Annotated in this window: 21 protein-coding genes; 12 read left to right on the forward strand and 9 right to left on the reverse strand. The window is 59.4% G+C overall.

Features of this window, described 5'->3' with window-relative positions:
• Nucleotides 1-62 precede the first annotated feature (62 nt).
• Nucleotides 63-1583, reverse strand: coding sequence for a DUF2125 domain-containing protein (locus tag ACR0I8_RS09005; protein ID WP_170690699.1), 1521 nt, complete (start codon nt 1581-1583; stop codon nt 63-65).
• A 139-nt stretch (nt 1584-1722) separates the two neighbouring features.
• Between ACR0I8_RS09005 and ACR0I8_RS09010 the strand changes: the two genes are divergently transcribed.
• Genes ACR0I8_RS09010 through ACR0I8_RS09020 form a run of 3 tightly spaced genes read left to right on the forward strand, consistent with a single transcriptional unit; the run spans nt 1723 to nt 3805 of the window.
• Nucleotides 1723-2466: an SDR family oxidoreductase gene (locus tag ACR0I8_RS09010; RefSeq protein WP_170642628.1), complete on the forward strand. Its 744-nt coding sequence runs from the start codon at nt 1723-1725 to the stop codon at nt 2464-2466.
• The gene (locus ACR0I8_RS09015) at nt 2463-3071 is read left to right on the forward strand and encodes an enoyl-CoA hydratase/isomerase family protein (protein WP_170642629.1); all 609 of its coding nucleotides are present in this window, start codon (nt 2463-2465) and stop codon (nt 3069-3071) included. Before ACR0I8_RS09010 ends, ACR0I8_RS09015 begins: the two co-directional genes overlap by 4 nt.
• A complete protein-coding gene (locus tag ACR0I8_RS09020) occupies nt 3062-3805 on the forward strand; it encodes a VOC family protein (protein ID WP_480703045.1) in 744 nt (247 codons plus the stop codon). Before ACR0I8_RS09015 ends, ACR0I8_RS09020 begins: the two co-directional genes overlap by 10 nt.
• A 101-nt stretch (nt 3806-3906) precedes the next feature.
• Here the strand turns inward: ACR0I8_RS09020 and ACR0I8_RS09025 are convergent, their stop codons facing one another.
• Nucleotides 3907-4203: an HNH endonuclease gene (locus ACR0I8_RS09025; RefSeq protein ID WP_170471416.1), complete on the reverse strand. Its 297-nt coding sequence runs from the start codon at nt 4201-4203 to the stop codon at nt 3907-3909.
• Nucleotides 4204-4249: 46 nt separating this feature from the next.
• Here ACR0I8_RS09025 and ACR0I8_RS09030 point away from each other — a divergent pair, with 46 nt between their 5' ends.
• On the forward strand, nt 4250-5428 hold the full coding sequence (locus ACR0I8_RS09030) for a TIGR03862 family flavoprotein (protein ID WP_170690697.1): 1179 nt from the start codon (nt 4250-4252) through the stop codon (nt 5426-5428).
• On the opposite strand, the gene holA is transcribed toward ACR0I8_RS09030, so the two are convergent.
• From holA to ACR0I8_RS09050, 4 genes are all read right to left on the reverse strand, one after another.
• Entirely contained in the window at nt 5425-6453 is a 1029-nt protein-coding gene (gene holA, locus ACR0I8_RS09035) for a DNA polymerase III subunit delta (RefSeq protein WP_170690696.1), read from the reverse strand. The two genes, ACR0I8_RS09030 and holA, sit on opposite strands and share 4 nt — an antisense overlap.
• Entirely contained in the window at nt 6450-6953 is a 504-nt protein-coding gene (lptE, locus tag ACR0I8_RS09040) for an LPS assembly lipoprotein LptE (protein WP_170690694.1), read from the reverse strand. The genes holA and lptE overlap by 4 nt, the downstream gene beginning before the upstream one ends.
• Complete coding sequence (gene leuS, locus ACR0I8_RS09045; RefSeq protein WP_170690692.1) at nt 6940-9492, reverse strand: leucine--tRNA ligase; 2553 nt, start codon at nt 9490-9492, stop codon at nt 6940-6942. The genes lptE and leuS overlap by 14 nt, the downstream gene beginning before the upstream one ends.
• Nucleotides 9493-9565: 73 nt before the next feature.
• Nucleotides 9566-10054, reverse strand: a complete 489-nt coding sequence (locus ACR0I8_RS09050) for a DUF3576 domain-containing protein (protein ID WP_170376039.1) — start codon at nt 10052-10054, stop codon at nt 9566-9568.
• A gap of 282 nt (nt 10055-10336) precedes the next feature.
• On the opposite strand from ACR0I8_RS09050, the gene ACR0I8_RS09055 reads away from it, so the two are divergent.
• Together ACR0I8_RS09055 and ACR0I8_RS09060 are read left to right on the forward strand one after the other, a co-directional pair.
• Nucleotides 10337-11392 carry a porin gene (locus ACR0I8_RS09055; protein ID WP_170375596.1) on the forward strand — a complete coding sequence of 352 codons (1056 nt, stop codon included), beginning with the start codon at nt 10337-10339 and terminating at the stop codon, nt 11390-11392.
• Nucleotides 11393-11495: 103 nt separating this feature from the next.
• Nucleotides 11496-12155, forward strand: coding sequence for a YggS family pyridoxal phosphate-dependent enzyme (locus tag ACR0I8_RS09060; RefSeq protein ID WP_170690690.1), 660 nt, complete (start codon nt 11496-11498; stop codon nt 12153-12155).
• Here ACR0I8_RS09060 and ACR0I8_RS09065 read toward each other — a convergent pair.
• On the reverse strand, nt 12139-12639 hold the full coding sequence (locus tag ACR0I8_RS09065) for a L,D-transpeptidase family protein (protein ID WP_170690688.1): 501 nt from the start codon (nt 12637-12639) through the stop codon (nt 12139-12141). The two genes, ACR0I8_RS09060 and ACR0I8_RS09065, sit on opposite strands and share 17 nt — an antisense overlap.
• Nucleotides 12636-13730 (reverse strand): GTP cyclohydrolase II, encoded by a 1095-nt coding sequence (gene ribA, locus ACR0I8_RS09070; protein WP_170690686.1) that lies wholly within the window; start codon nt 13728-13730, stop codon nt 12636-12638. Before ribA ends, ACR0I8_RS09065 begins: the two co-directional genes overlap by 4 nt.
• Before the next feature lie 162 nt (nt 13731-13892).
• On the opposite strand from ribA, the gene ACR0I8_RS09075 reads away from it, so the two are divergent.
• The 6 genes from ACR0I8_RS09075 to ACR0I8_RS09100 all read left to right on the forward strand — a co-directional run bounded on the left by ACR0I8_RS09075 (nt 13893) and on the right by ACR0I8_RS09100 (nt 18070).
• Nucleotides 13893-14579 carry a response regulator transcription factor gene (locus ACR0I8_RS09075; RefSeq protein WP_170375588.1) on the forward strand — a complete coding sequence of 229 codons (687 nt, stop codon included), beginning with the start codon at nt 13893-13895 and terminating at the stop codon, nt 14577-14579.
• Nucleotides 14580-14921: 342 nt separating this feature from the next.
• Entirely contained in the window at nt 14922-15311 is a 390-nt protein-coding gene (locus ACR0I8_RS09080) for a VOC family protein (RefSeq protein ID WP_170690685.1), read from the forward strand.
• A 125-nt stretch (nt 15312-15436) separates the two neighbouring features.
• On the forward strand, nt 15437-16225 hold the full coding sequence (locus ACR0I8_RS09085) for an exodeoxyribonuclease III (protein WP_170690683.1): 789 nt from the start codon (nt 15437-15439) through the stop codon (nt 16223-16225).
• A 76-nt stretch (nt 16226-16301) separates the two neighbouring features.
• Entirely contained in the window at nt 16302-17219 is a 918-nt protein-coding gene (trxA, locus tag ACR0I8_RS09090; RefSeq protein WP_170690681.1) for a thioredoxin, read from the forward strand.
• Between the two features lie 27 nt (nt 17220-17246).
• Nucleotides 17247-17888 carry an LON peptidase substrate-binding domain-containing protein gene (locus tag ACR0I8_RS09095; RefSeq protein WP_170690679.1) on the forward strand — a complete coding sequence of 214 codons (642 nt, stop codon included), beginning with the start codon at nt 17247-17249 and terminating at the stop codon, nt 17886-17888.
• Nucleotides 17885-18070, forward strand: a complete 186-nt coding sequence (locus ACR0I8_RS09100) for a Trm112 family protein (RefSeq protein WP_170460087.1) — start codon at nt 17885-17887, stop codon at nt 18068-18070. Before ACR0I8_RS09095 ends, ACR0I8_RS09100 begins: the two co-directional genes overlap by 4 nt.
• 25 nt (nt 18071-18095) lie before the next feature.
• On the opposite strand, the gene ACR0I8_RS09105 is transcribed toward ACR0I8_RS09100, so the two are convergent.
• Nucleotides 18096-19358 carry an FAD-dependent monooxygenase gene (locus ACR0I8_RS09105; RefSeq protein WP_480525745.1) on the reverse strand — a complete coding sequence of 421 codons (1263 nt, stop codon included), beginning with the start codon at nt 19356-19358 and terminating at the stop codon, nt 18096-18098.
• Nucleotides 19359-19392 lie beyond the last annotated feature (34 nt).

Consider the following 19392-nt stretch of genomic DNA (forward strand, 5'->3'; position numbering starts at 1 on the left):
CTCGCAAGACCCTGACGGTATTGTGTGGGAGGGCCGATCACTAGCGGCCCTCTCTAATATCATTACTTAATGCGCTGACCATTGGCCTTAATCTGACCGTCTTCAGTGAATTCGATTGTCGAATTCAGCGTGTCGGGTTCATCACCCGGAACAGCCATCATGCCCATCATCATACGCGCACCCAAGGCGTCGTTGTCGGACATCAGGCCCATGCCGATCAGTTTGTCGATCAGTGCGTTGGCCCCAACCAATTGCAGGTTCGCAACGCCAGTCGGAATGGGCATGCCGAATTCGTCGAGATTCTCGTTGTCCAACGTAAAATCACCGTCCCCGGTCAAGCGCGCGCCAACCATCGAGACCAGCAATTCGTTGATTTTCAGCGAATGCAGCTCGGCTGGGACTTCTGCTTCTTCTTCAAGGGCTGCAGCCTGCTCAGGATCGAAGATGTTCAACAGAACTTTCGCCGTGCCGGTCGTGTCCAGCGCAATGGTGGCCGGATCGCGCGGCAGGTTGCCTGCCGGGTCGAAAATGCTCCAGAGGACATCTGACATGGTGAAATCGGTCAGGTTCAGGCCGAAGGCGAAGGGCGCGGCTTCCTCCGATTCTTGCACTGGGATGTCCAGGTTCAGACCCGCCTTAGCCATCGCGATCTCGATGGGAAAGGGCAGGTCACCGGTCGTCACTGCCAGTTTCGCGTCATTCTGTTCAAGGTCATAGGCCACACGCTCGCCATCTACGCTGGCCTCAAGTCGGCCACCTTGGGACGAGCTTGCCATGGTGAATTGCTCACCTTCGCTGACGCCGCTGATGTCTGTCTTGCCCGAGCCATAGGCGACCATGCCGGAAAAGGCGAAGCCTGCGTCATACAATGCCTGCGGATCAGCCAGATCGAACCCAGAGGGCAGGACACTGTCGCCGCTGGATGTCAGGCCGTTCAGTACCCCGTCAATCAACCCCGATTCCCCGGTTTCAGGGTCTTTGAAGCTAAACTTATAGGCCATTTGGTCGGCGTCGAGTGTCTGCGTGATCTCGCGATTTTCGCCGATCAGCATGCGCGATGTGCCTTCCATACCCGTAAACTCGATACCACCTTCCAGCGCATCTTCGGGAATTGGCTCGTCGCCGCCTTCGATCGAATCCAACACAATCCCGAGGGCTGCCGCCGAGTAGTCATAGGTCATGTCGGACGGATCACCTGACACAACCATTTCCAAATCTGTCTGGCTGTAGGTCAGGTTTGCTGTGAACTGTTCATCTTCGACGCCGCCCGAAATGACCATCGGAAAGCTACCGGGGAAGCCGACGTTGACGGTGCCATCGCCGTTTTCGGTCAACGTGACCTCGGGCATGGTCATTTGGAACTGTCCGTCCTCTTCGGGGAAGTCCATGGACAGGGTCATATCGTTGATGGTCATGACATCGCCAGCGCTGCTGGGTTCACCCTCGACCGTGTAACCTACGGACCGGAAATACTCTTGCCAGTCGTTCCAGACGTCATTTGCGGTAAGGTCGGCGTATGCACCTTGAGTTGCGACGGCATAGGCCAAAACGGCGCCACAGCTGCGGCGGATGAAAACAGACATAAGGTAACCCTTCTTGATCAATTTGCGCGCATGGTCGGGGTTGTGGCAGGCATCGTCAAGGGGGCAAGGGCTGGACCCTTTCCCCGTTTCCGCGTTACGCCTGTAGCCAAAGGTCAGCCCAAGACGTGAGGAGCGTTAAATGCAGGGAAAAACAGTACTCATAACAGGGGCCAGCCGCGGAATCGGTGCCGAGGCCGCGCGCGTGTTTGCCGCAGCAGGGGCGAATGTCGCGCTGGTGGCCCGTAGTCATGATCAGATTGACGCGCTTGCGGCCGCTTTGGGCGACAATGCGATGGCACTGGCCTGCGACGTCAGCGATTTCGCGCAGGTCGAACAAGCGGTGGCCGATTGCGTCGCGCGTTTCGGCGGTTTGGACGTTCTGATCGGCAATGCCGGTGTAATCGAGCCGATCTTTCACCTGTCGAACGCCGATGTCAGCGCCTGGAGCCAGGCCATTGATATCAACCTCAAAGGTGTTTTCTACGGAATGCGGGCCGCTCTGCCGGTGATGCGGGCGGCGGGCGGAGGGACGGTTCTGACCGTTTCCTCCGGCGCTGCCTCGAACCCGGTTGAAGCATGGAGCCATTATTGCAGTTCCAAAGCAGGTGCGAAAATGCTGACGGAATGCCTGCATCTGGAAGAGGGCCATAACGGCATCCGCGCCATGGGCCTGTCACCGGGCACAGTGGCAACTGACATGCAGCGTGTCATCAAGGCCAGCGGCATCAACCCTGTCAGCCAGCTGGACTGGGATGTTCACATCCCGGCGGATTGGCCCGCACGGGCATTGCTGTGGATGTGTTCTTCGGACGCCGACGAATACCTGGGGGCTGAGATTTCGCTGCGCCAGGACGACATTCGCCAAAGGATCGGCCTGACGTGATTGAACTGACCAAGGAAGACGGGTTATGGACCGTCACGATCAACAATCCGGGCAAGGCCAATGCACTGACAGGCGCGATGCTGACCGAACTGGCCGAAATCGCCGAGGCCGCAACCGAGGCGCGCGCCCTGATCCTGACCGGCGCGGGCAAGGTCTTCAGCGCCGGTGCTGATCTGGACGAAGCCCGCGCGGGTCTTGCCACCTCGGTCGTCTGGGAGCGGTTGTCGGGTGCAATCGCGGCACTGCCATGCCTGACCGTTGCGGCCCTGAACGGAACGCTTGCGGGTGGCGCGAACGGCATGGCCTTGGCCTGCGACCTTCGAATCGCGGTGCCTTCGGCCAAGTTCTTCTATCCGGTGATGAAGCTTGGTTTTCTACCGCAACCTTCCGATCCCAAGCGCATGGCCGCATTGATTGGTCCGGCGCGTACCAAACTGATTCTGATGTCGGGCCAGAAGATCTCGGCTGACGAGGCGTATGTGTTCGGTCTGGTGGATCGCATCGTCTCGTCGGACGATCTTTTGTCGACGGCGCGCGAGATGGTGGCCGACAGTCTGGCTGCCAAACCAGAGATCGCAGCAGGGATTGCAGAGCTGTGTCGCTGAGATTGTCCGCAGTCAGGCTGCGCGTCGCTGATCCGGCTCGTCTGGCCGGGTTCTATCGAGATGCTTTGGGTATGTCGGTGCAGGAAATCGGCGAATCCTGGCGTGTGGGATACGCCGGCGAAGATGCTGATCTGCTGCTGCTACCGGGGGGTACGGGGTATTCCCACGATCAGGGGCATCGCTATTGGAAGATCGGGATCACTCTGCCCGATGTCGATCTGGCCGCCGAGGCGCTGCGGGCCAAAGGTTATACAGTCAGCGAGCCGCGTCAGTTCCTCGATATCGGGTATATGGCGCATCTCAGCGACCCCGAAGGCTTTGTGATCGAGCTTTTGCAACATGATTTTGAAGGCAACCGGCTGGAAAATGCTGCCGACCCTGCGGCCCCGTTCGCCGGGGCGCGAGTGGGTCAGATCACCTTGCGCACAGGGGATATCGCCGCCGAGGATGCGTTTTGTCGTGCTCAGGGTATGAAACTGCTGTCGATGCAGGATGTGGCGGCCCATGGGTTTGACCTGCATTTCTATGCCTTCACGCATGAGTCTCCGCCCGATCCTGACCTTTGGGCGGTCGAGAATCGCGAGTGGCTCTGGAAACGCCCTTACACAACTCTTGAGTTCCAGCATGCGCAAGGAGCCCAATTTGCGCCTGTTCCCGACTATCAGGGGATCGAGGTCGAGGGTCTGCCCGCCCCACTTTCGGATACCTTTGGTGATCCGTTTCTGCCCGGCTAAAGCGTTTTTGCGTTTTACTTGAGGTGAGATCATCGAAATGCGCGTTCGACCGCAGGGAGAGGCAGCGTATTTCGATTCAAATCGAACGCAAAGCGATCTGATCAGCGCCCGCGCCGTTTACCCGGAACTTTTGAACGGAAACCGGGCGGGCGTTTGCGCACCCAACTCAGAAATTTCTCAAGCCTTGGATGGGCGCGCAGGGCCTCAATCGTGTTGAAGCTGCGCGCCAGCTCTGCCTCGGACAGGGTGGCGTGGACCTCTTTGTGGCAGATTTGGTGCAGCAGAACGGTCGGTCCGCCCTTGCCTCCTTTGAGTTTTGGGATCAGATGATGCAGGCTGCCGCCGCCATCGGGAATGGGGCGGTCGCAAAGCGGGCAGATCGGATCGCTGTTCGTCATGGTTGGGAATGATGCGCCTGCGGGCGGCGAAGGCAAGAGGGCGAGGATGGCGCAGGCAGTTGTGATCGGGGCGGGACCGGCCGGGTTGATGGCGGCTGAGCAGCTTGCCCTTGCAGGTCACTCGGTTCTGATGGCCGAGGCCAAGCCCTCGGTCGCGCGCAAGTTCCTCATGGCGGGCAAGTCGGGTTTGAACCTGACCAAGGATGAACCCCTTGAGACCCTGATCCAATCCTATGATGAAGCCGCAGACTGGCTGCGCCCGATGCTGGCCGAGTTTGATGCGCAGGCCGTGCAGAACTGGGCGCGCAAATTGGGGCAAGAGCTTTTCACTGGCTCCACAGGCCGTGTTTTTCCGACCGTTATGAAGGCCTCACCCTTGCTGCGTGCATGGCTCGCGCGTCTGGCTGATCGCGGTGTCGAGATCCGAACCCGCTGGCGATGGACCGGGTGGGAGGGGGAAGCGCTGGTTTTTGATACCCCGGATGGTCCGCAACGGCTGCAGCCCGACGCAACCGTGCTTGCCATGGGCGGGGCCAGCTGGGCGCGGTTGGGCTCGGATGGAGTCTGGGTGCCATGGCTGGCAGATAAAGGTGTGCAGCTTGCGTCATTTGCACCCGCAAATGCTGGGCTTTTAGTCGACTGGTCGGATCACATTACCGCGCATTTCGGCGCGCCGATCAAAGGGGTCGCGCTGCAAGCCGGAACCCAGCGCACACGGGGCGAGGCGGTGATTTCGACCCGCGGGTTGGAAGGCGGGGGTATCTACTCTATCTGCAAGCCCGTGCGAGAGGGCGCGCCCCTGACGATCGACCTGATGCCTGACCTGCCTGTCTCAGAAGTGGCCGCACGCCTGGCAAAACCGCGCGGCAAGATGAGCCTGTCCAATCACCTGCGCAAAGCTCTGAAACTCGGGCCGGTGCGAACCGCGTTGTTGATGGAATTTGCCCGGCCCCTTCCAGACGCACCCGACGATGTGGCCGCATTGATCAAAGGCCTGCCGGTACGCCACGCAGGATTGCGCCCGATGGATGAGGCGATCTCAACCGCCGGAGGCCTCACGCGCGCTTCTGTGACCGACGAATTGATGCTAACCGCGATGCCCGGAGTGTTCTGTGCCGGTGAGATGTTGGATTGGGAGGCGCCTACTGGCGGCTACCTTCTCACGGCCTGCCTGGCGACGGGGCGATGGGCAGGAAGGTCGGCGGGCGACTGGCTGAGTCGCTAACGCGACCGGGCCAGCATCGCCAGCCGGATCATCGCGCGTTCGACCAAGGCCATCGCAGGGGCCGTTTGTCCGGCCGAGCGCAGCGACAGGTCGGTATCTGTCAGTACTGTCAGCGCCGTCTGTAGCTTTGGCGCACCCCATCCTTGAGCCTGCCGCAAAATACGGTCGCGTCGTTTGCCATAGACGGGCGGGCGCAGTTTGCCGATGCCTTGTGCCGCCCCACCGGGGTCTGAGGCACAGGCGTAAAGCGTGCGGAAATGCCGGGTCGCGCCGATGCACAGCGTCACCCCATTGGTGCCCTGCGCCTGCAGACGACGGATCAGCGGCCCGATCTCTCCGGCGCGGCCTTCGGCGACCACGTTCAATACATCATCCAGCGCCGCCTCGGTCGAGCGGGGCGCGCAGGCTTCGATATCTTCCAGGCTGAGTTCGCTCTCGTCGCCACGTTTATAAAGCGACAGCTTCTCAACCGCTTGGGTGAAATCACCGGGGCTGAGGCTAACCGCCAACTCTCCCAGCGCTGACATCGCGTCGCGCGGGATGTTCTGCAAGCCGGCTTGAGTCAGGATCCGTTCAACCTCGGCCCGAGAGGGCGGATCGTCGTAAATGCCCACCGCATAGGCTGCCGGATGCGATTCGAAGGCCTTGCGGATTTTCGAGCTGGCTTTCAGCTGGCCCGCCGTCACAATGATCTGAGCATCTCCGGGGGCCCAATCCTCAAGCGCGGCAAGGATCGACGGGGCGGCAGTATCTGTAGACTCTTCCACGAACACCGCGCGGGGGCCGGGGAAAAACCCAACCGCTTTGACCGCATCCAGCAGCAATGCCGGGTCGCCGCGCAGATCGCTGCCGGGTATCCGGGTCAGGCGCATTTCTTCTTCGGCGTTCGCCCCAAGCAAGGCGGTCAGTACCTGCTGTCGTTTCAAAGCCACGCGCATGGTATCGGCGCCGTAGATCAACAACCCGGTTTTGTCCGCGTCCGGTCTGGCAAAATACCCGTCAGCCTCGCGCGGGCTCAACTTCATGAGGTCAGGCCCGGCGTCGCATAGAGGCGATTGACGATCTGGTCGGACAGAATCACCATCAAGCGCTCTCGGGCGTCGCGCTCATCCGCCAGGGTCGAAACGCTGGAACCTGCCGCCGAGTAACCTACGAAATCCGTGACGGCTCCCGAGGCCAGAATCTGCCCGGTTTCATTCGATTTCAGCGTGTATTCGGCGCGCCCGTCTACAGATAAGCGGTTGATTTCATTGGTGGACGTGATTGCAGCAGCCTGGACGGCGGTCTCAACACGGACATCCAGACGGTAGGCATTGCCTGAGGTCGCGCTGCGCCCCAGCTTTTGTTCGAGGTTCTGAACCAGCAGGTAACTCTCGACCGTGTTCGGGGCCGATACCTCAACCTTGCCAAACAGTTCCGACCCCGCCCCACCGGGCGCATAGATCGGTTCAAACCCGCAGGCGGCCCCAAGAAAACAGGCAGCCAGCGGGGCAAACAAAAAACTTCTGCGGTTAAACGACGACATTCACGATCCGGCCCGGGACAACAATCACCTTCTTCGGCGCGGCTCCCTCCAACGCCTTTTGCACAGCTTCGGTGCTGAGCGCGATTTTTTCAACCTCATCCTTGGGCATATCCTTGGGCACGCTGATTTCCGCGCGGCGTTTGCCGTTGATCTGGATCGGCAAGGTGATGGTGTCATCGACCAGCATCGCCTCATCCGCGACCGGCCAAGCAGCTGTTGCCACAAGACCCTCACCACCCAGCAGCTGCCAGAGCTCCTCGGACAGGTGCGGCGTCATTGGCGACATCAACTGTGCCAAAGTCTTAGCGGCTTCACGCTTGGCCTCGGTCCCTGCTTTCGACTTCGCCAGAGTGTTGGTGAAGGCATAAAGCTTGGCAATCGAGGCGTTGAAGCCAAAGGATTCGACTCCCCCTGAAACATCATGGATCGCTTTGTGCATCTCGCGCAGCAGGGTTTCGTCTTCTCCATTGCCCGGAACGTCCGACTCGGCGATCTCGGACGCGATGCGATGCACACGGCTAAGGTGCTTGAACGCGGCCTCGGCGCCGGAAGCTGTCCATTCCACGTCCCGCTCGGGCGGCGAATCGGACAGGACGAACCAACGGGCAGTATCTGCGCCGAACGCCGAGATGATGCTGACTGGGTCCACGACGTTTTTCTTGGATTTCGACATTTTGGCCGACGGGATGATTTCGACCTCGGTGCCATCGGCCAATTTGCCGTCGGTCACGTCCTCGGGCAGGTGATAGACCGGGCGGCCATTCGCGTCGCGCGTCTGGTAGATCTCATGCGTTACCATGCCCTGAGTGAACAGTGCATTGAACGGCTCGATGGCCTTTTTCGGTAGGTGGCCGGTGATCTGCATCGCCCGTGCGAAGAAGCGCGAATAGAGCAGGTGCAGAATGGCATGCTCAATGCCGCCAATATACTGGTCGACATTCATCCAGTACTCGGCTTCTGCCAGATCGGTCGGGGTTTCCGCGCGTGGGGCGGTGAAGCGCGCGTAGTACCAAGACGAATCGACGAACGTGTCCATCGTATCGGTTTCACGCTTGGCCGGAGCGCCACAGGACGGGCAGGGCGTATCCCGCCAGCTGGGGTGGCGGTCCAGCGGATTGCCGGGGATTGAGAAGTCGATGGGTTTGCCGTTGCCGTCATCATAGGGCAGCTCGATCGGCAGATTCTCTTTCTTCTCGGGCACCGTGCCGCATTTTTCGCAGTGGACCACGGGAATCGGGCAGCCCCAGTAGCGCTGGCGGCTCAGACCCCAGTCGCGCAGACGGAATTTGGTGACACCTTCGCCCCAACCCGCCTTTTCGGCAAAATCGACAGTGGCGTTGATGGCCTCTTCGCCGGTTGCCTCGGTCAGACCCGCGAAATGGTTCACCCAGCGGACTTTCTCGGTTTTTGGCGGAACGAATGCGAGCTTGTCGACCGGAGACTCATCGTCCAGCGCAAAGAACGTATCGACCACGGGCAGGCCGTATTTGCGGCAGAAATCCAGATCGCGCTGGTCATGGGCCGGGCAGGCGAAGATCGCGCCGGTGCCGTAATCCATCAGGATGAAATTCGCGATCCAGACCGGTAGTTCCCAATTCGGATCCAGCGGGTGCTTCACCTTGATGCCAGTGTCATAGCCCAGCTTCTCGGCGGTCTCGATCGCTTCTTCGGTGGTGCCACCCTTGCGGCATTCAGAAACGAATTCAGCGACTTCCGGGTTTTCGGCCTCAAGCTTTTTGGCAATCGGGTGATCTGGTGAGATACCGACAAAAGACGCGCCCAGCAGGGTGTCGGGGCGAGTCGTATAGACGGTGATCGGCTCACCTCCGTCGGTGCGTTCAAAGCCAAATTGCAGGCCACGCGACTTGCCGATCCAGTTCTCTTGCATCAGGCGGACTTTGGCGGGCCAGTTTTCAAGCGCGTCTAGCGCATCCAGCAATTCCTCGGAATAGTCCGAGATCTTGAAGAACCATTGCGTCAGCTCGCGCCGTTCCACCAGCGCGCCCGAACGCCAGCCGCGCCCGTTTTCAACCTGCTCATTGGCCAGAACGGTCATATCGACCGGGTCCCAGTTCACGACGGCGTTCTTGCGATAAACCAGACCGGCTTCGAGCATATCGAGGAACAGCGCTTGCTGCTGGCCATAATATTCCGGGTCACAGGTGGCGAATTCGCGCGACCAGTCGATCGACAGGCCCAGAGGTTTCATCTGCCCGCGCATGTCGGCGATATTGCCATAGGTCCAGTCTTTGGGGTGGCCGCCAATCGCCATCGCGGCGTTTTCGGCCGGCATACCGAACGCGTCCCACCCCATCGGGTGCAGGACGTTATGGCCGGTCGCCAGCTTGTGCCGCGCGATCACGTCGCCCATCGTATAGTTGCGCACATGCCCCATATGGATTCGGCCAGATGGGTAGGGAAACATCTCAAGCACGTAGTATTTCGGCTTGTCCGCCGTGTGGTCGGCGGTGAAGATTCCGGCCTTGTCCCAGGCCTCTTGCCATTTTGTTTCGATTTCACTGGCCGAGTAGCGCGACATCATGCGGTCCTTCGTAACTGAAAACGCCGGGTAGGAACCCGGCGTGGTCTTTAGAGCGATTTTGATCGGGTTGCTAGAACTTGTTGTCTGCAATCCGTAGCTGTCTTGCGCGCGAGAGGATCGCATCCTCAACCGCGCGGGTCGTTGCGGCGCTGACCGGAGAGCCCCCGCTGGACTGCAGCGCAACCGAAAGGGAGCGCGCCGCAAGCGCCGGGTCACTTATATGCACGGTGGCGCGATACTGCCGCCCACCGCCCGGAGGGGTGCCGTAACCCGTTACGATTACACCGGTAAAGGGATCAACCTCTTGCACGGGCAGGAAATTCAGAACATCCAATGACGCCGCCCATAGGTAACGGTTCACGTTGGTGGTCTGCTCGGCATTGTTGGGGCCGAAGATATCCCAGATCGACGTACGTTCGGGATCATCCAGCTCGCGCTCATCGGTGCGGGTGCTGTTGGAAGTAAGTAGGTCCGGGTTCGTAACGGCGCTGCGATTCTGTCCGCATGCTGCAAGAGTGGCAGTCAGAAAGATCAAACCCAAAGTCGTCGGCAAGCGCATCGTTGGTCGGTCCTGTTTCGCTATAATTGCGGTCATTGGAAGCTACTCCTAGCCAAGGACCCTTTGCGCAACAAGCCTATTCTTATCAAATCCCACTATATCCGCGTGACAGGGCGGTGATCAGGACTGTGGCATCCTTGCACCAATCCAACTTCAATGCGGTCCCGGTATTTAGGCCAACCTTGCACAAAGGGGGGGAAAAGAGCGAAACGATGTCCGTGCTGAGACATATGCTTTGCATGTGTCGAGTAGATAAAACTTTTTGAAACCGAGGGAAACAAGATGAAAAAAGTTCTCTTCGCAACGACGGCGCTGGTAGCGACCGCAGGCGTTGCAGCAGCTGAAGTTAACTTCAGCGGTTACGGCCGTTTTGGTCTGGGTTACGTTGAAGATCGTAGCCGCACCGTAACTGCTACCGGTCCTGGCGCCGATGGCCTGAACGGAACCGCCGACGACGTAAGCGCGTCCGGTTCGATCGAATCCGATGACGTTATCCTGGTCTCGCGCTTCCGTCTGAACATTGACGGCATCGCAGAAACCGATGGCGGCGTTCGCTTCGAAGGTCGTATCCGTGTACAGGCTGACGACGATGGCCAAGGTGAAGCTGGTACAGCTCAGCTGAACGGCGCACGTTACTCGGTTATCTTCGGTGGTCTGCGTGTTGACGCTGGCAACATCGCCGGTTCGTTTGACAACCTTGCAAACTACTACGGCTACGAAGTTGGTCTGGAAACATTCCTGGGTCAGTACTCGGGTGTTGACTATAGCTTTGCGACCTACAGCTCGTCGGGCGCAGGCGTAAACGGCGTCTTCTTCCAGTACGCTGTTGGTGACTTCGCATTCGGCGCGTCGTACGACCAAGCCGCATCGATCACTTCGACTGGTACAGCGGGTAGCCCCGACCTCGTTCTGACCGAAGAAGATGCAGACCGTTGGGACATCAGCGCGACCTACACCTTCGACAACATCACTGCCGCTCTGGCCTACGGTCAGACCGACGGTGGTTCGGGTGACGACCCAAGCCTGCTCGTTTTCACCTTGGGTGCTGAGTTTGGTGACTTCGCAGGTACTCTGTTTGTTGCAGACGATAACACCGAAGTAGATGCCACCGACGGCACTGCATACGGTTTGTCGGTTGCCTACAACGTTGGCGCTGCGACCACCATCCAGTTCGTCTACGGTGACGGTTCGGCTGATGGCGATACCCGCAACGTTGGTATCGGCGCTCACTACGACCTGGGTGGCGGTGTATCGCTGCGCGGTGGTATCGGCCAGATCAAAAACGGTGAAGACGACAGCTTTGTCCGCGCCGACTTTGGTGCCCAGTTCAACTTCTAAGTTGATCTGAACCACACGGTTCTAGGGCGGGTCTTCGGACCCGCCCTTTTCTTTTGCGCCGACTTGGTGTTTGTCTCGCTGCAAACCAGATTTAAGGATCGCTATGTCGCTGTCAGAGATTTCCGCCCGTATCGCAAAAGCCGAAGCCAAAGCCGGGCGGGCTGCGGGGTTGGTGAAGCTGATCGCCGTATCCAAAGTGCAACCAAACGAGCGTGTGCAGGATGTGCTGGAACAGGGCCACCGGTGCTTTGGCGAGAACCGCGTGCAGGAAGCGGCCGGTAAATGGCCCGCGTTCAAGGAACAATTCGAAGGAATTGATCTTCACCTAATCGGCCCTTTGCAAACCAACAAAGCCCGGCAGGCGATGGAGCTTTGCGATGCCATCCACTCGGTCGATCGCCCGAAATTGGCAAAAACTCTGGCGCGGTTGGCGCAGGAGCTGGGGTCCTGTCCGGACCTGTTCATCCAGGTCAATACGGGCGAAGAGGAACAGAAGGCCGGTATCCTTCCTGCAGATGCGGATGGGCTCATTGCAGAATGCCGGACGCTGGAACTGCCAGTTCGCGGTCTGATGTGCATCCCGCCGGTCGAGGAAGAACCCACGCTGCATTTTGCCTTGCTGGCCAAGATTGCCGCCCGCAACGGCCTCGAGGGTCTTTCGATGGGCATGAGCGGTGATTTCGAACAGGCGATAGCGCTGGGGGCTACCCACGTGCGCGTTGGCTCGGCGATCTTTGGCGAACGGGTCAGACCTCAGGAATGATCAGGCGGGTGCCGGGCGTGATCCGCTCGGCTATCCAGCGCAGGTGGTCGCGACGGAAGGCGACACAGCCCTCGGTCGGATAACCCAACCTCCGCCATTGGTGCAGGAAGATGGCAGAGCCTTTGTCCGGCACCGCATTCGGCCAGTTCCAATCGGTCAGCAGCACCAGATCATAGAGAGGGTCCGCGCGGCGTAGCCGTTCATGGCTGAACGGATAGGGGGCGGTGACCAGTTGGTTATAACGACTGTCCTTCGAATCGTCCGACCACAGGTCTTGCGGGCCGATCGGAATGGCCCATGACGTGGGGGCCGAGATCCGATCCGCGCGGTAGAGCATGCCGACAATGCGATGAACACCGACTGGCGTGGCGCCATCGCCTTCGCGTTTAGTGGTACTTCGCCCGCCTTTCCCGATCGAGCAAGGAAAGGACCGCCCCCGGAACCGAATGCCCCGTGGGGTCAGCACCAAGTCTTCGGGCGTCACAGCAAATGCCCGGATTTCGAGGCCTTGGTCTCAAGATATCCGCGGTTATGGGCGGTTTCCCCGACCTTCAGCGGAACCCGCTCTGCGACGGCGATTCCAGTGCGCTCCATCATGGCGATCTTCGCGGGATTGTTGGTCAGCAACCGGACCGAGCTGAAGCCCAGCGATTTCAGAATATCCGACCCGAGGCGGAAATCGCGCTCATCATCTTCAAATCCAAGGCGATGGTTGGCTTCGACCGTGTCAAAGCCCTGATCCTGCAGGAAATAAGCGCGCATCTTGTTGGCCAGTCCGATTCCGCGCCCTTCCTGGTTCAGATAGAGCAACACGCCTGCACCCTCGGTACCCATCTGAGCCAGTGCGCCGCGCAGCTGAGGGCCGCAGTCGCATTTTAGGCTGCCCATGATGTCGCCGGTAAAACACGCAGAATGAAGCCGCGCCAAGACGGGCTTGCTGCGATCCGGTCGCCCGACCTCGACCGCGTAATGCTCTTCCCCGCCGTCTTCAGGGCGGAAAACGTGCAACCGACCGGCCTCGGACACTTCCATCGGCAAGCGCGCGGCGACAACCGGGTGCAACGCGCTGCGATCTGCCAGATGCGGCGCGGCGCGTGTGTGATCTATGCAAGTCAACCCGTGGGTCGCCACAAAACTGCGGCCATCTTCGACCGGCAGCACCACGGCAGCAGGCAGCAATCGGGCGGATTTGGCCAGAGCGATGGCAATGCGGTGCAGATTGGCATTGCCCTGCCTTTCGGTCATCAGAGGGCCCTTCATCGGCGCATTCAGATCGTCTGATGGGTCCGCCACGGCTTGTACCCATGCCATGTCAGCATCTGCCGGGATCAACACCCGCGCCAGATCGCCATCGTAAGCGCGTGCTTTCAACGTTTCCGCCCGTCGCCCGGTGATCGCAACCACAGGTGCCCCACCCAAGCTGCGCAGATCGGCCAGTCGCTGGGGCGTGATCGTCTCGGCCGAGATGGCCAGAACGCTGCCGCCATTGTCATCCACCAGCACGATTGGCACGCCCATCCGCAGGTCAGCCCGCGCGCGCGCCAGCAATTCGGTGATATCGGGGATGAGACTCATCTATGTTACCCTATAACGTTCGACCCTTTTCCTAGCGCTTTCGGCTGGAATTGTGAAACATTTCCGCTGCGTCTGACACGAAGGCGTGAGACGGTTGCAGTAAATCTTGTTGATTGCATATTCCACACGCAAGTGATGGGAAAGGCTTTGGAGGACCCAAGAATGGCTCAGCTCAAGAAAATCCTGTTGGTGGATGATGACGAGGACCTGCGCGAGGCGCTCAGCGAGCAACTTGTGATGACCGAGGATTTCGACGTGTTCGAAGCCTCTGACGGAGCGTCCGCGATGGAGCGTGCGCGCGAAGCGATCTATGACCTCGTGATTCTGGATGTGGGTCTTCCCGACACGGACGGTCGAGAGCTGTGCCGCCTGATGCGTAAGCAGGGCGTCAAAAGCCCGATCCTGATGCTGACCGGCCATGATAGCGATGCTGACACGATCCTGGGTCTGGATGCCGGTGCGAATGACTATGTCCCCAAGCCGTTCAAATTCCCGGTTTTGCTGGCCCGTATCCGCGCCCAGTTGCGTCAGCATGAACAGTCCGAAGACGCGGTATTCGTACTTGGCCCCTACACGTTCAAGCCTGCCATGAAGATGTTGATCACCGAGGAAGACCGGAAAATCCGTCTGACCGAGAAGGAAACCAACATCCTCAAGTTCCTCTACCGCTCGACCGATGGCGTGGTGGCGCGCGATGTGCTGCTGCATGAGGTCTGGGGCTACAACGCGGGTGTTACGACCCACACGCTTGAGACGCACATCTACCGCCTGCGTCAGAAGATCGAGCCTGATCCGTCAAATGCGCGCCTTTTGGTCACAGAGTCAGGTGGATATCGACTGGTATCTTGATCTGAGGTGGATTGATTTGGATCAAAGTGATACCCTGAAGTCATAATTAGGTTACTCCCAACCCGTGCATGTCCGGGTAATGACATGTACCTCCCTGTTGGACTGCCGGGCCAGATGGCCCGGCTTTTTTTGTTGAGCGCGTTCGCGATCACTCTTTCTTGGGTTGTGAGCCGGTTATCACTACACGCTCAGAAAAAGCTTGGTTCACCGGGCTAGATGCGTCATTTGAACCAGTGTCTGAGTCATCGGCCCTTCCACGACCTACGCAATTCAGGGGTTGCACTACGGTCGACGGACTGTCATTTGTTCCTGATATGTTCTATCTATTTCGCGAGGTATACTATGTCCCTAAATTACGTGATGATCGGTTCAAACGATGTAGCAAAGGCGAGGGATTACTTCGATGCCGTCCTGCCTTTGATTGGTGGAACGGTGGTCATGGAATTCATGCCCCATGGGTTTTGTTATGGTCTGCGCGGTGGTGGGCGGATTTGGGTCGCTCCGCCGTATAACAAGGAAGCAGCAACGCCAGGCAATGGGAATATGGTCGGTTTGCTGTGCGAAAGTGAAGAAGAAGTGCAAGCAGCCCATGCGGCGGCTCTCTCTGCTGGTGGAACCAACGAAGGGGAGCCGGGTCCACGCCCGCAATATGGCCCTGACTTCTATGGAGCTTACGTGCGGGATCTTGATGGCAACAAAATGAGTTTCGTCTATTTCGGCGATGCGGGCTGATCGTAGCAAAAGCTCGTATCGCCCGCATAGCAGTCATTGACGAACCCTAGCCGTTTGTGGCCTGTTCTCGTGGCGCCCAACGCCGTGCCACGCCAAGCCCGACTTCGACAGAGGATTCCCCTATCATGCCCTTCACCCTTGCCACCTGGAACATCAACTCGGTCCGCCTGCGCGAGCCTATCGTGCTGAAATTGCTGCAGGAAGAGGCTCCGGATGTGCTGTGTTTGCAGGAATGCAAATCTCCGGTTGAAAAGATCCCGACCGAAGGCTTCGCGGAGCTGGGGTACACCCACATGGTGGCCCGAGGGCAGAAGGGCTACAATGGTGTCGCCATTCTATCGCGCATCCCGATGGAGGAAATCGGCGACAAGGATTTTGCCGATCTCGGCCATGCCCGTCATATCGCGGCGCGGTTGGAAAATGGCGTCACCATCCAGAACTTCTACGTCCCCGCGGGAGGGGATGTGCCGGATCGTGAGGTGAACGAGAAGTTCGGGCAAAAGCTAGACTACCTCGCCGATATGCGCGACTGGTTCCATTCGGAAAAGCCCGCGAAATCCATTCTGGTCGGCGATCTTAACATCGCCCCACGCGAGGATGATGTCTGGTCGCACAAACAACTTCTCAAGGTCGTCTCGCACACGCCGATCGAGGTTGAGGCGCTGGCCGAAACACAAGATGCGGGCGGTTGGGTCGATATCACCCGGCAGGATATCCCCGAAGGGCAGCTTTATAGCTGGTGGTCCTACCGGGCGCGCGATTGGGACGCTGCTGACAAGGGCCGGCGCCTGGATCACGTTTGGGCCACCCCGGATATCTCGAACGCGGGGCATTCCAGCCGTGTCCTGCGCGATGCGCGCGGATGGGAAAAACCAAGCGACCATGCCCCCGTTTTCGCCAGTTTCGACCTTTAGACCTGCAACTCGGCTCTTGGTTTCTGCAGCAAGGGACTGCATATAGGGCGCACGTTTGAACCGGAGAGTGAATGCCATGGACCTTCTGAGCGGCGCAGAAAGCACCTCAGCCACCGATCTGATCAAGGACAGCAGCGAAGCCACCTTTATGGAAGATGTGGTTGAGGCGTCTCAGGATCTTCCGGTGATCGTGGATTTCTGGGCACCTTGGTGCGGCCCGTGCAAGACACTTGGACCCGCGCTGGAAGAGGCGGTGACCGCTGCCAAGGGTGCGGTCAAGATGGTTAAGATCAACGTAGACGAGGCGCAGATGATCGCGTCTCAGATGCGCATTCAGTCGATCCCAACAGTCTATGCGTTCTTCAAGGGTCAGCCAGTGGACGGCTTTCAAGGCGCTTTGCCGGGTTCCGAGATCAAGGCCTTTATCGACCGCGTGATCGAGGCGGCCGGTGGCGAAAGCCCCGGTGGTCAACTGGAGGATGCCGTACAGGCAGCCGAGGAAATGCTGGCAGAAGGCGCGGCCGTAGATGCAGCGCAAACCTTTGCCGCAATTCTGGGCGAGGACCCCAACCATGCCGCTGCCTATGGTGGTCTGGTGCGTGCGCATATTGCCTCGGGCGATCTGGAGCAGGCCGAGGCGATCCTGAACGGTGCGCCTGCCGAGATATCCAACGCTCCGGAACTCGAAGCCGCTCATGCCCAGTTGGAGCTGGCCAGGCAGGCGGCGGATGCGGGCCCGGTGGCCGAGTTGACCGCGGCCGTTGAGGCCGATCCCGACAATCATCAGGCCCGGTTCGATCTGGCGCAGGCCTTGCACGCCAATGGCGATGTAGAAGATGCTGTGACACAGCTGTTGGAGCTGTTCCGCCGCGATCGTGAGTGGAACGAGGGCGCTGCCAAAACGCAGTTGTTTACGATCTTCGACGCGCTCAAGCCCAACGATCCGATTGTTCTGAACGGGCGGCGCAAACTCAGCTCGATGATATTTGCCTAATTTCGGATCAGAGCTAGACTCGGGACTATGATTCATCCCGCCGACTTGCCGGATACGATATCCGTGTTTCCACTGCCCGGGGCGCTGTTGCTGCCCCGGTCGCGACTTCCGTTGCACATCTTCGAGCCACGCTACCTGCAGATGCTTGACGATGCCCTGAAAACGAAGGAGCGGCTGATCGGAATGGTTCAGCCGAACCCCTCGCTGAGCGATGAAACAAAGCTACATCGTATCGGTTGTGCTGGTCGCGTAACGCAATTCTCCGAGACTGAGGATGGCCGCTATTTGATCACCCTGACCGGTGTGTCCCGGTTCCGTATCAAATCCGAACTGGACGCTTTTACGCCGTATCGCAGGTGCGAAGTGTCCTGGGAAGGGTTTGACCGCGATCTGGGCAAGGCCGAGAAGGACGACGTGTTCGACCGCAGCCGCTTTCTGAACCTGCTGGAACGCTTCTTCGACTCGCGTGATCTGTCGACCGATTGGGATTCGCTGAAAGAAGCTGATGATGAGCTCTTGGTGAATTCGCTGTCGATGCTGATGGATTTCGATCCCGAAGACAAACAGGCCTTACTAGAAGCCCCCTGTCTGCGCACAAGGCGTGAGACACTGGTGACATTGATCGAATTCGCGCTGCGGGGCGGATCAAACGAGGAAAAATTGCAATGAGCGAGCCTGAACACGCTTTTGACCGCCACATGCTTGAGGCGCTGATTTGCCCTCAGACGCATACGACGCTGCACTATGATGCGGACAAGCAGGAGTTGGTGTCGAAGGCTGCCGGTCTGGCCTTTCCGATCCGCAACGGCATCCCGGTGATGCTGGTCGATGAAGCCCGCGCGTTGGACTGAGCGTTTTTGAACGCTAAAGAACGCTCTAGATCGGCCGTCCTTGCAACAGCTTCGGCAGGTCGCCGGTCAACCCGGCGGCTTCGCGAACAAAGCCCCGGCGCAGGCCGGGCAGGGATCCGACAATGCCCATCCCGATGTCCCGCCCAAGGCGCAGCAGCGGGTTGTCGTTCGAAAACAGCTTGTTGAACATATCGGTCGCCATCGCCAGCGAGGCCGTGTCGAACCGCCGCCATTCCTGATAGCGCTCCAGCACCAGAACCGAGCCGATATCCTCGCCGCGCCGTCCGGCCAAGGTCAGCACTTCGGCCAACGCACCCACGTCCCGCAGCCCGGCGTTCAGGCCCTGGCCTGCAATGGGGTGCATCCCGTGTGCGGCGTCGCCAACAAGGGCCAGTCGATCCGAGATGAAGGAATTGGCGATGGTCAGGTTCAACGGATAGGTGAAGCGGTCGCCCTGCAGACGAATGTCGCCCAGAAAATCTCCAAACCGGGGGCGCAAGACCTGCAGATACTCGGCCTCGGGCAGGGTGTTGATACGCTGTGCGACTTCGGTGCGTTCGCTCCAGACGATCGAGCTGCGATTGCCGGTCAGTGGCAGGATCGCAAGTGGGCCGGGAGGCATGAAGAACTGATGGGCAATGCCGTGATGCGGCAGTTCGTGTTCAATCGCGCAGACAAGGGCAGTCTGGCCGTAATCCCAACCGGTACGCTTGATCCCGGCGCGGGACGCGGTTCCGCTGCTGCGCCCGTCGCAGCCTACGATCAGATGGCCGTCAACACTCGCACCATCATCCAGCTTCAACGTCACGCCGGTTGCATCGACCTGTTGCGAAACGACCGTTCTGCCGTTGATCTGGGTGATCGCTTTGTCTTGCGCCATCGCCTCAAGAAACGCGCGGCGCAGGTGGCGATCTTCGACCATGTAGCCCATCGGGCCTTCCTCGATCTCGGTATGGTCGAAATGCATGAAAAAGGGTGATGGCCCGATACCCGCATGGCCGTCGGTGACCTTGATCTCAAGCATGGGCTGGGCATGTTCCTCGACCCGCTCCCACACGCCGATTGCATCGAGCAACCGCTTTGACGCCAGCGCCAGCGCATAAGACCGCCCGTCGAATGCCGCGTTTTTGCGGACCTTTTCGCCCAACGTGTCTATCACGCAAACAGAATGCCCGGTTTGCGCCAGTGCCAATGCCAGGGCCGCGCCGTTCAGGCCTCCGCCCACGATCAGGATTTTCGATGCCTGTGTCATGCCCTGCAATATGCGCGCCCTTTCGGGATTGTCCATGTGCGGTCCTGTCGCTACCGTCCCAGAAAGTCAG

It is taken from the genome of Ruegeria sp. BG9, from assembly GCF_056538305.1.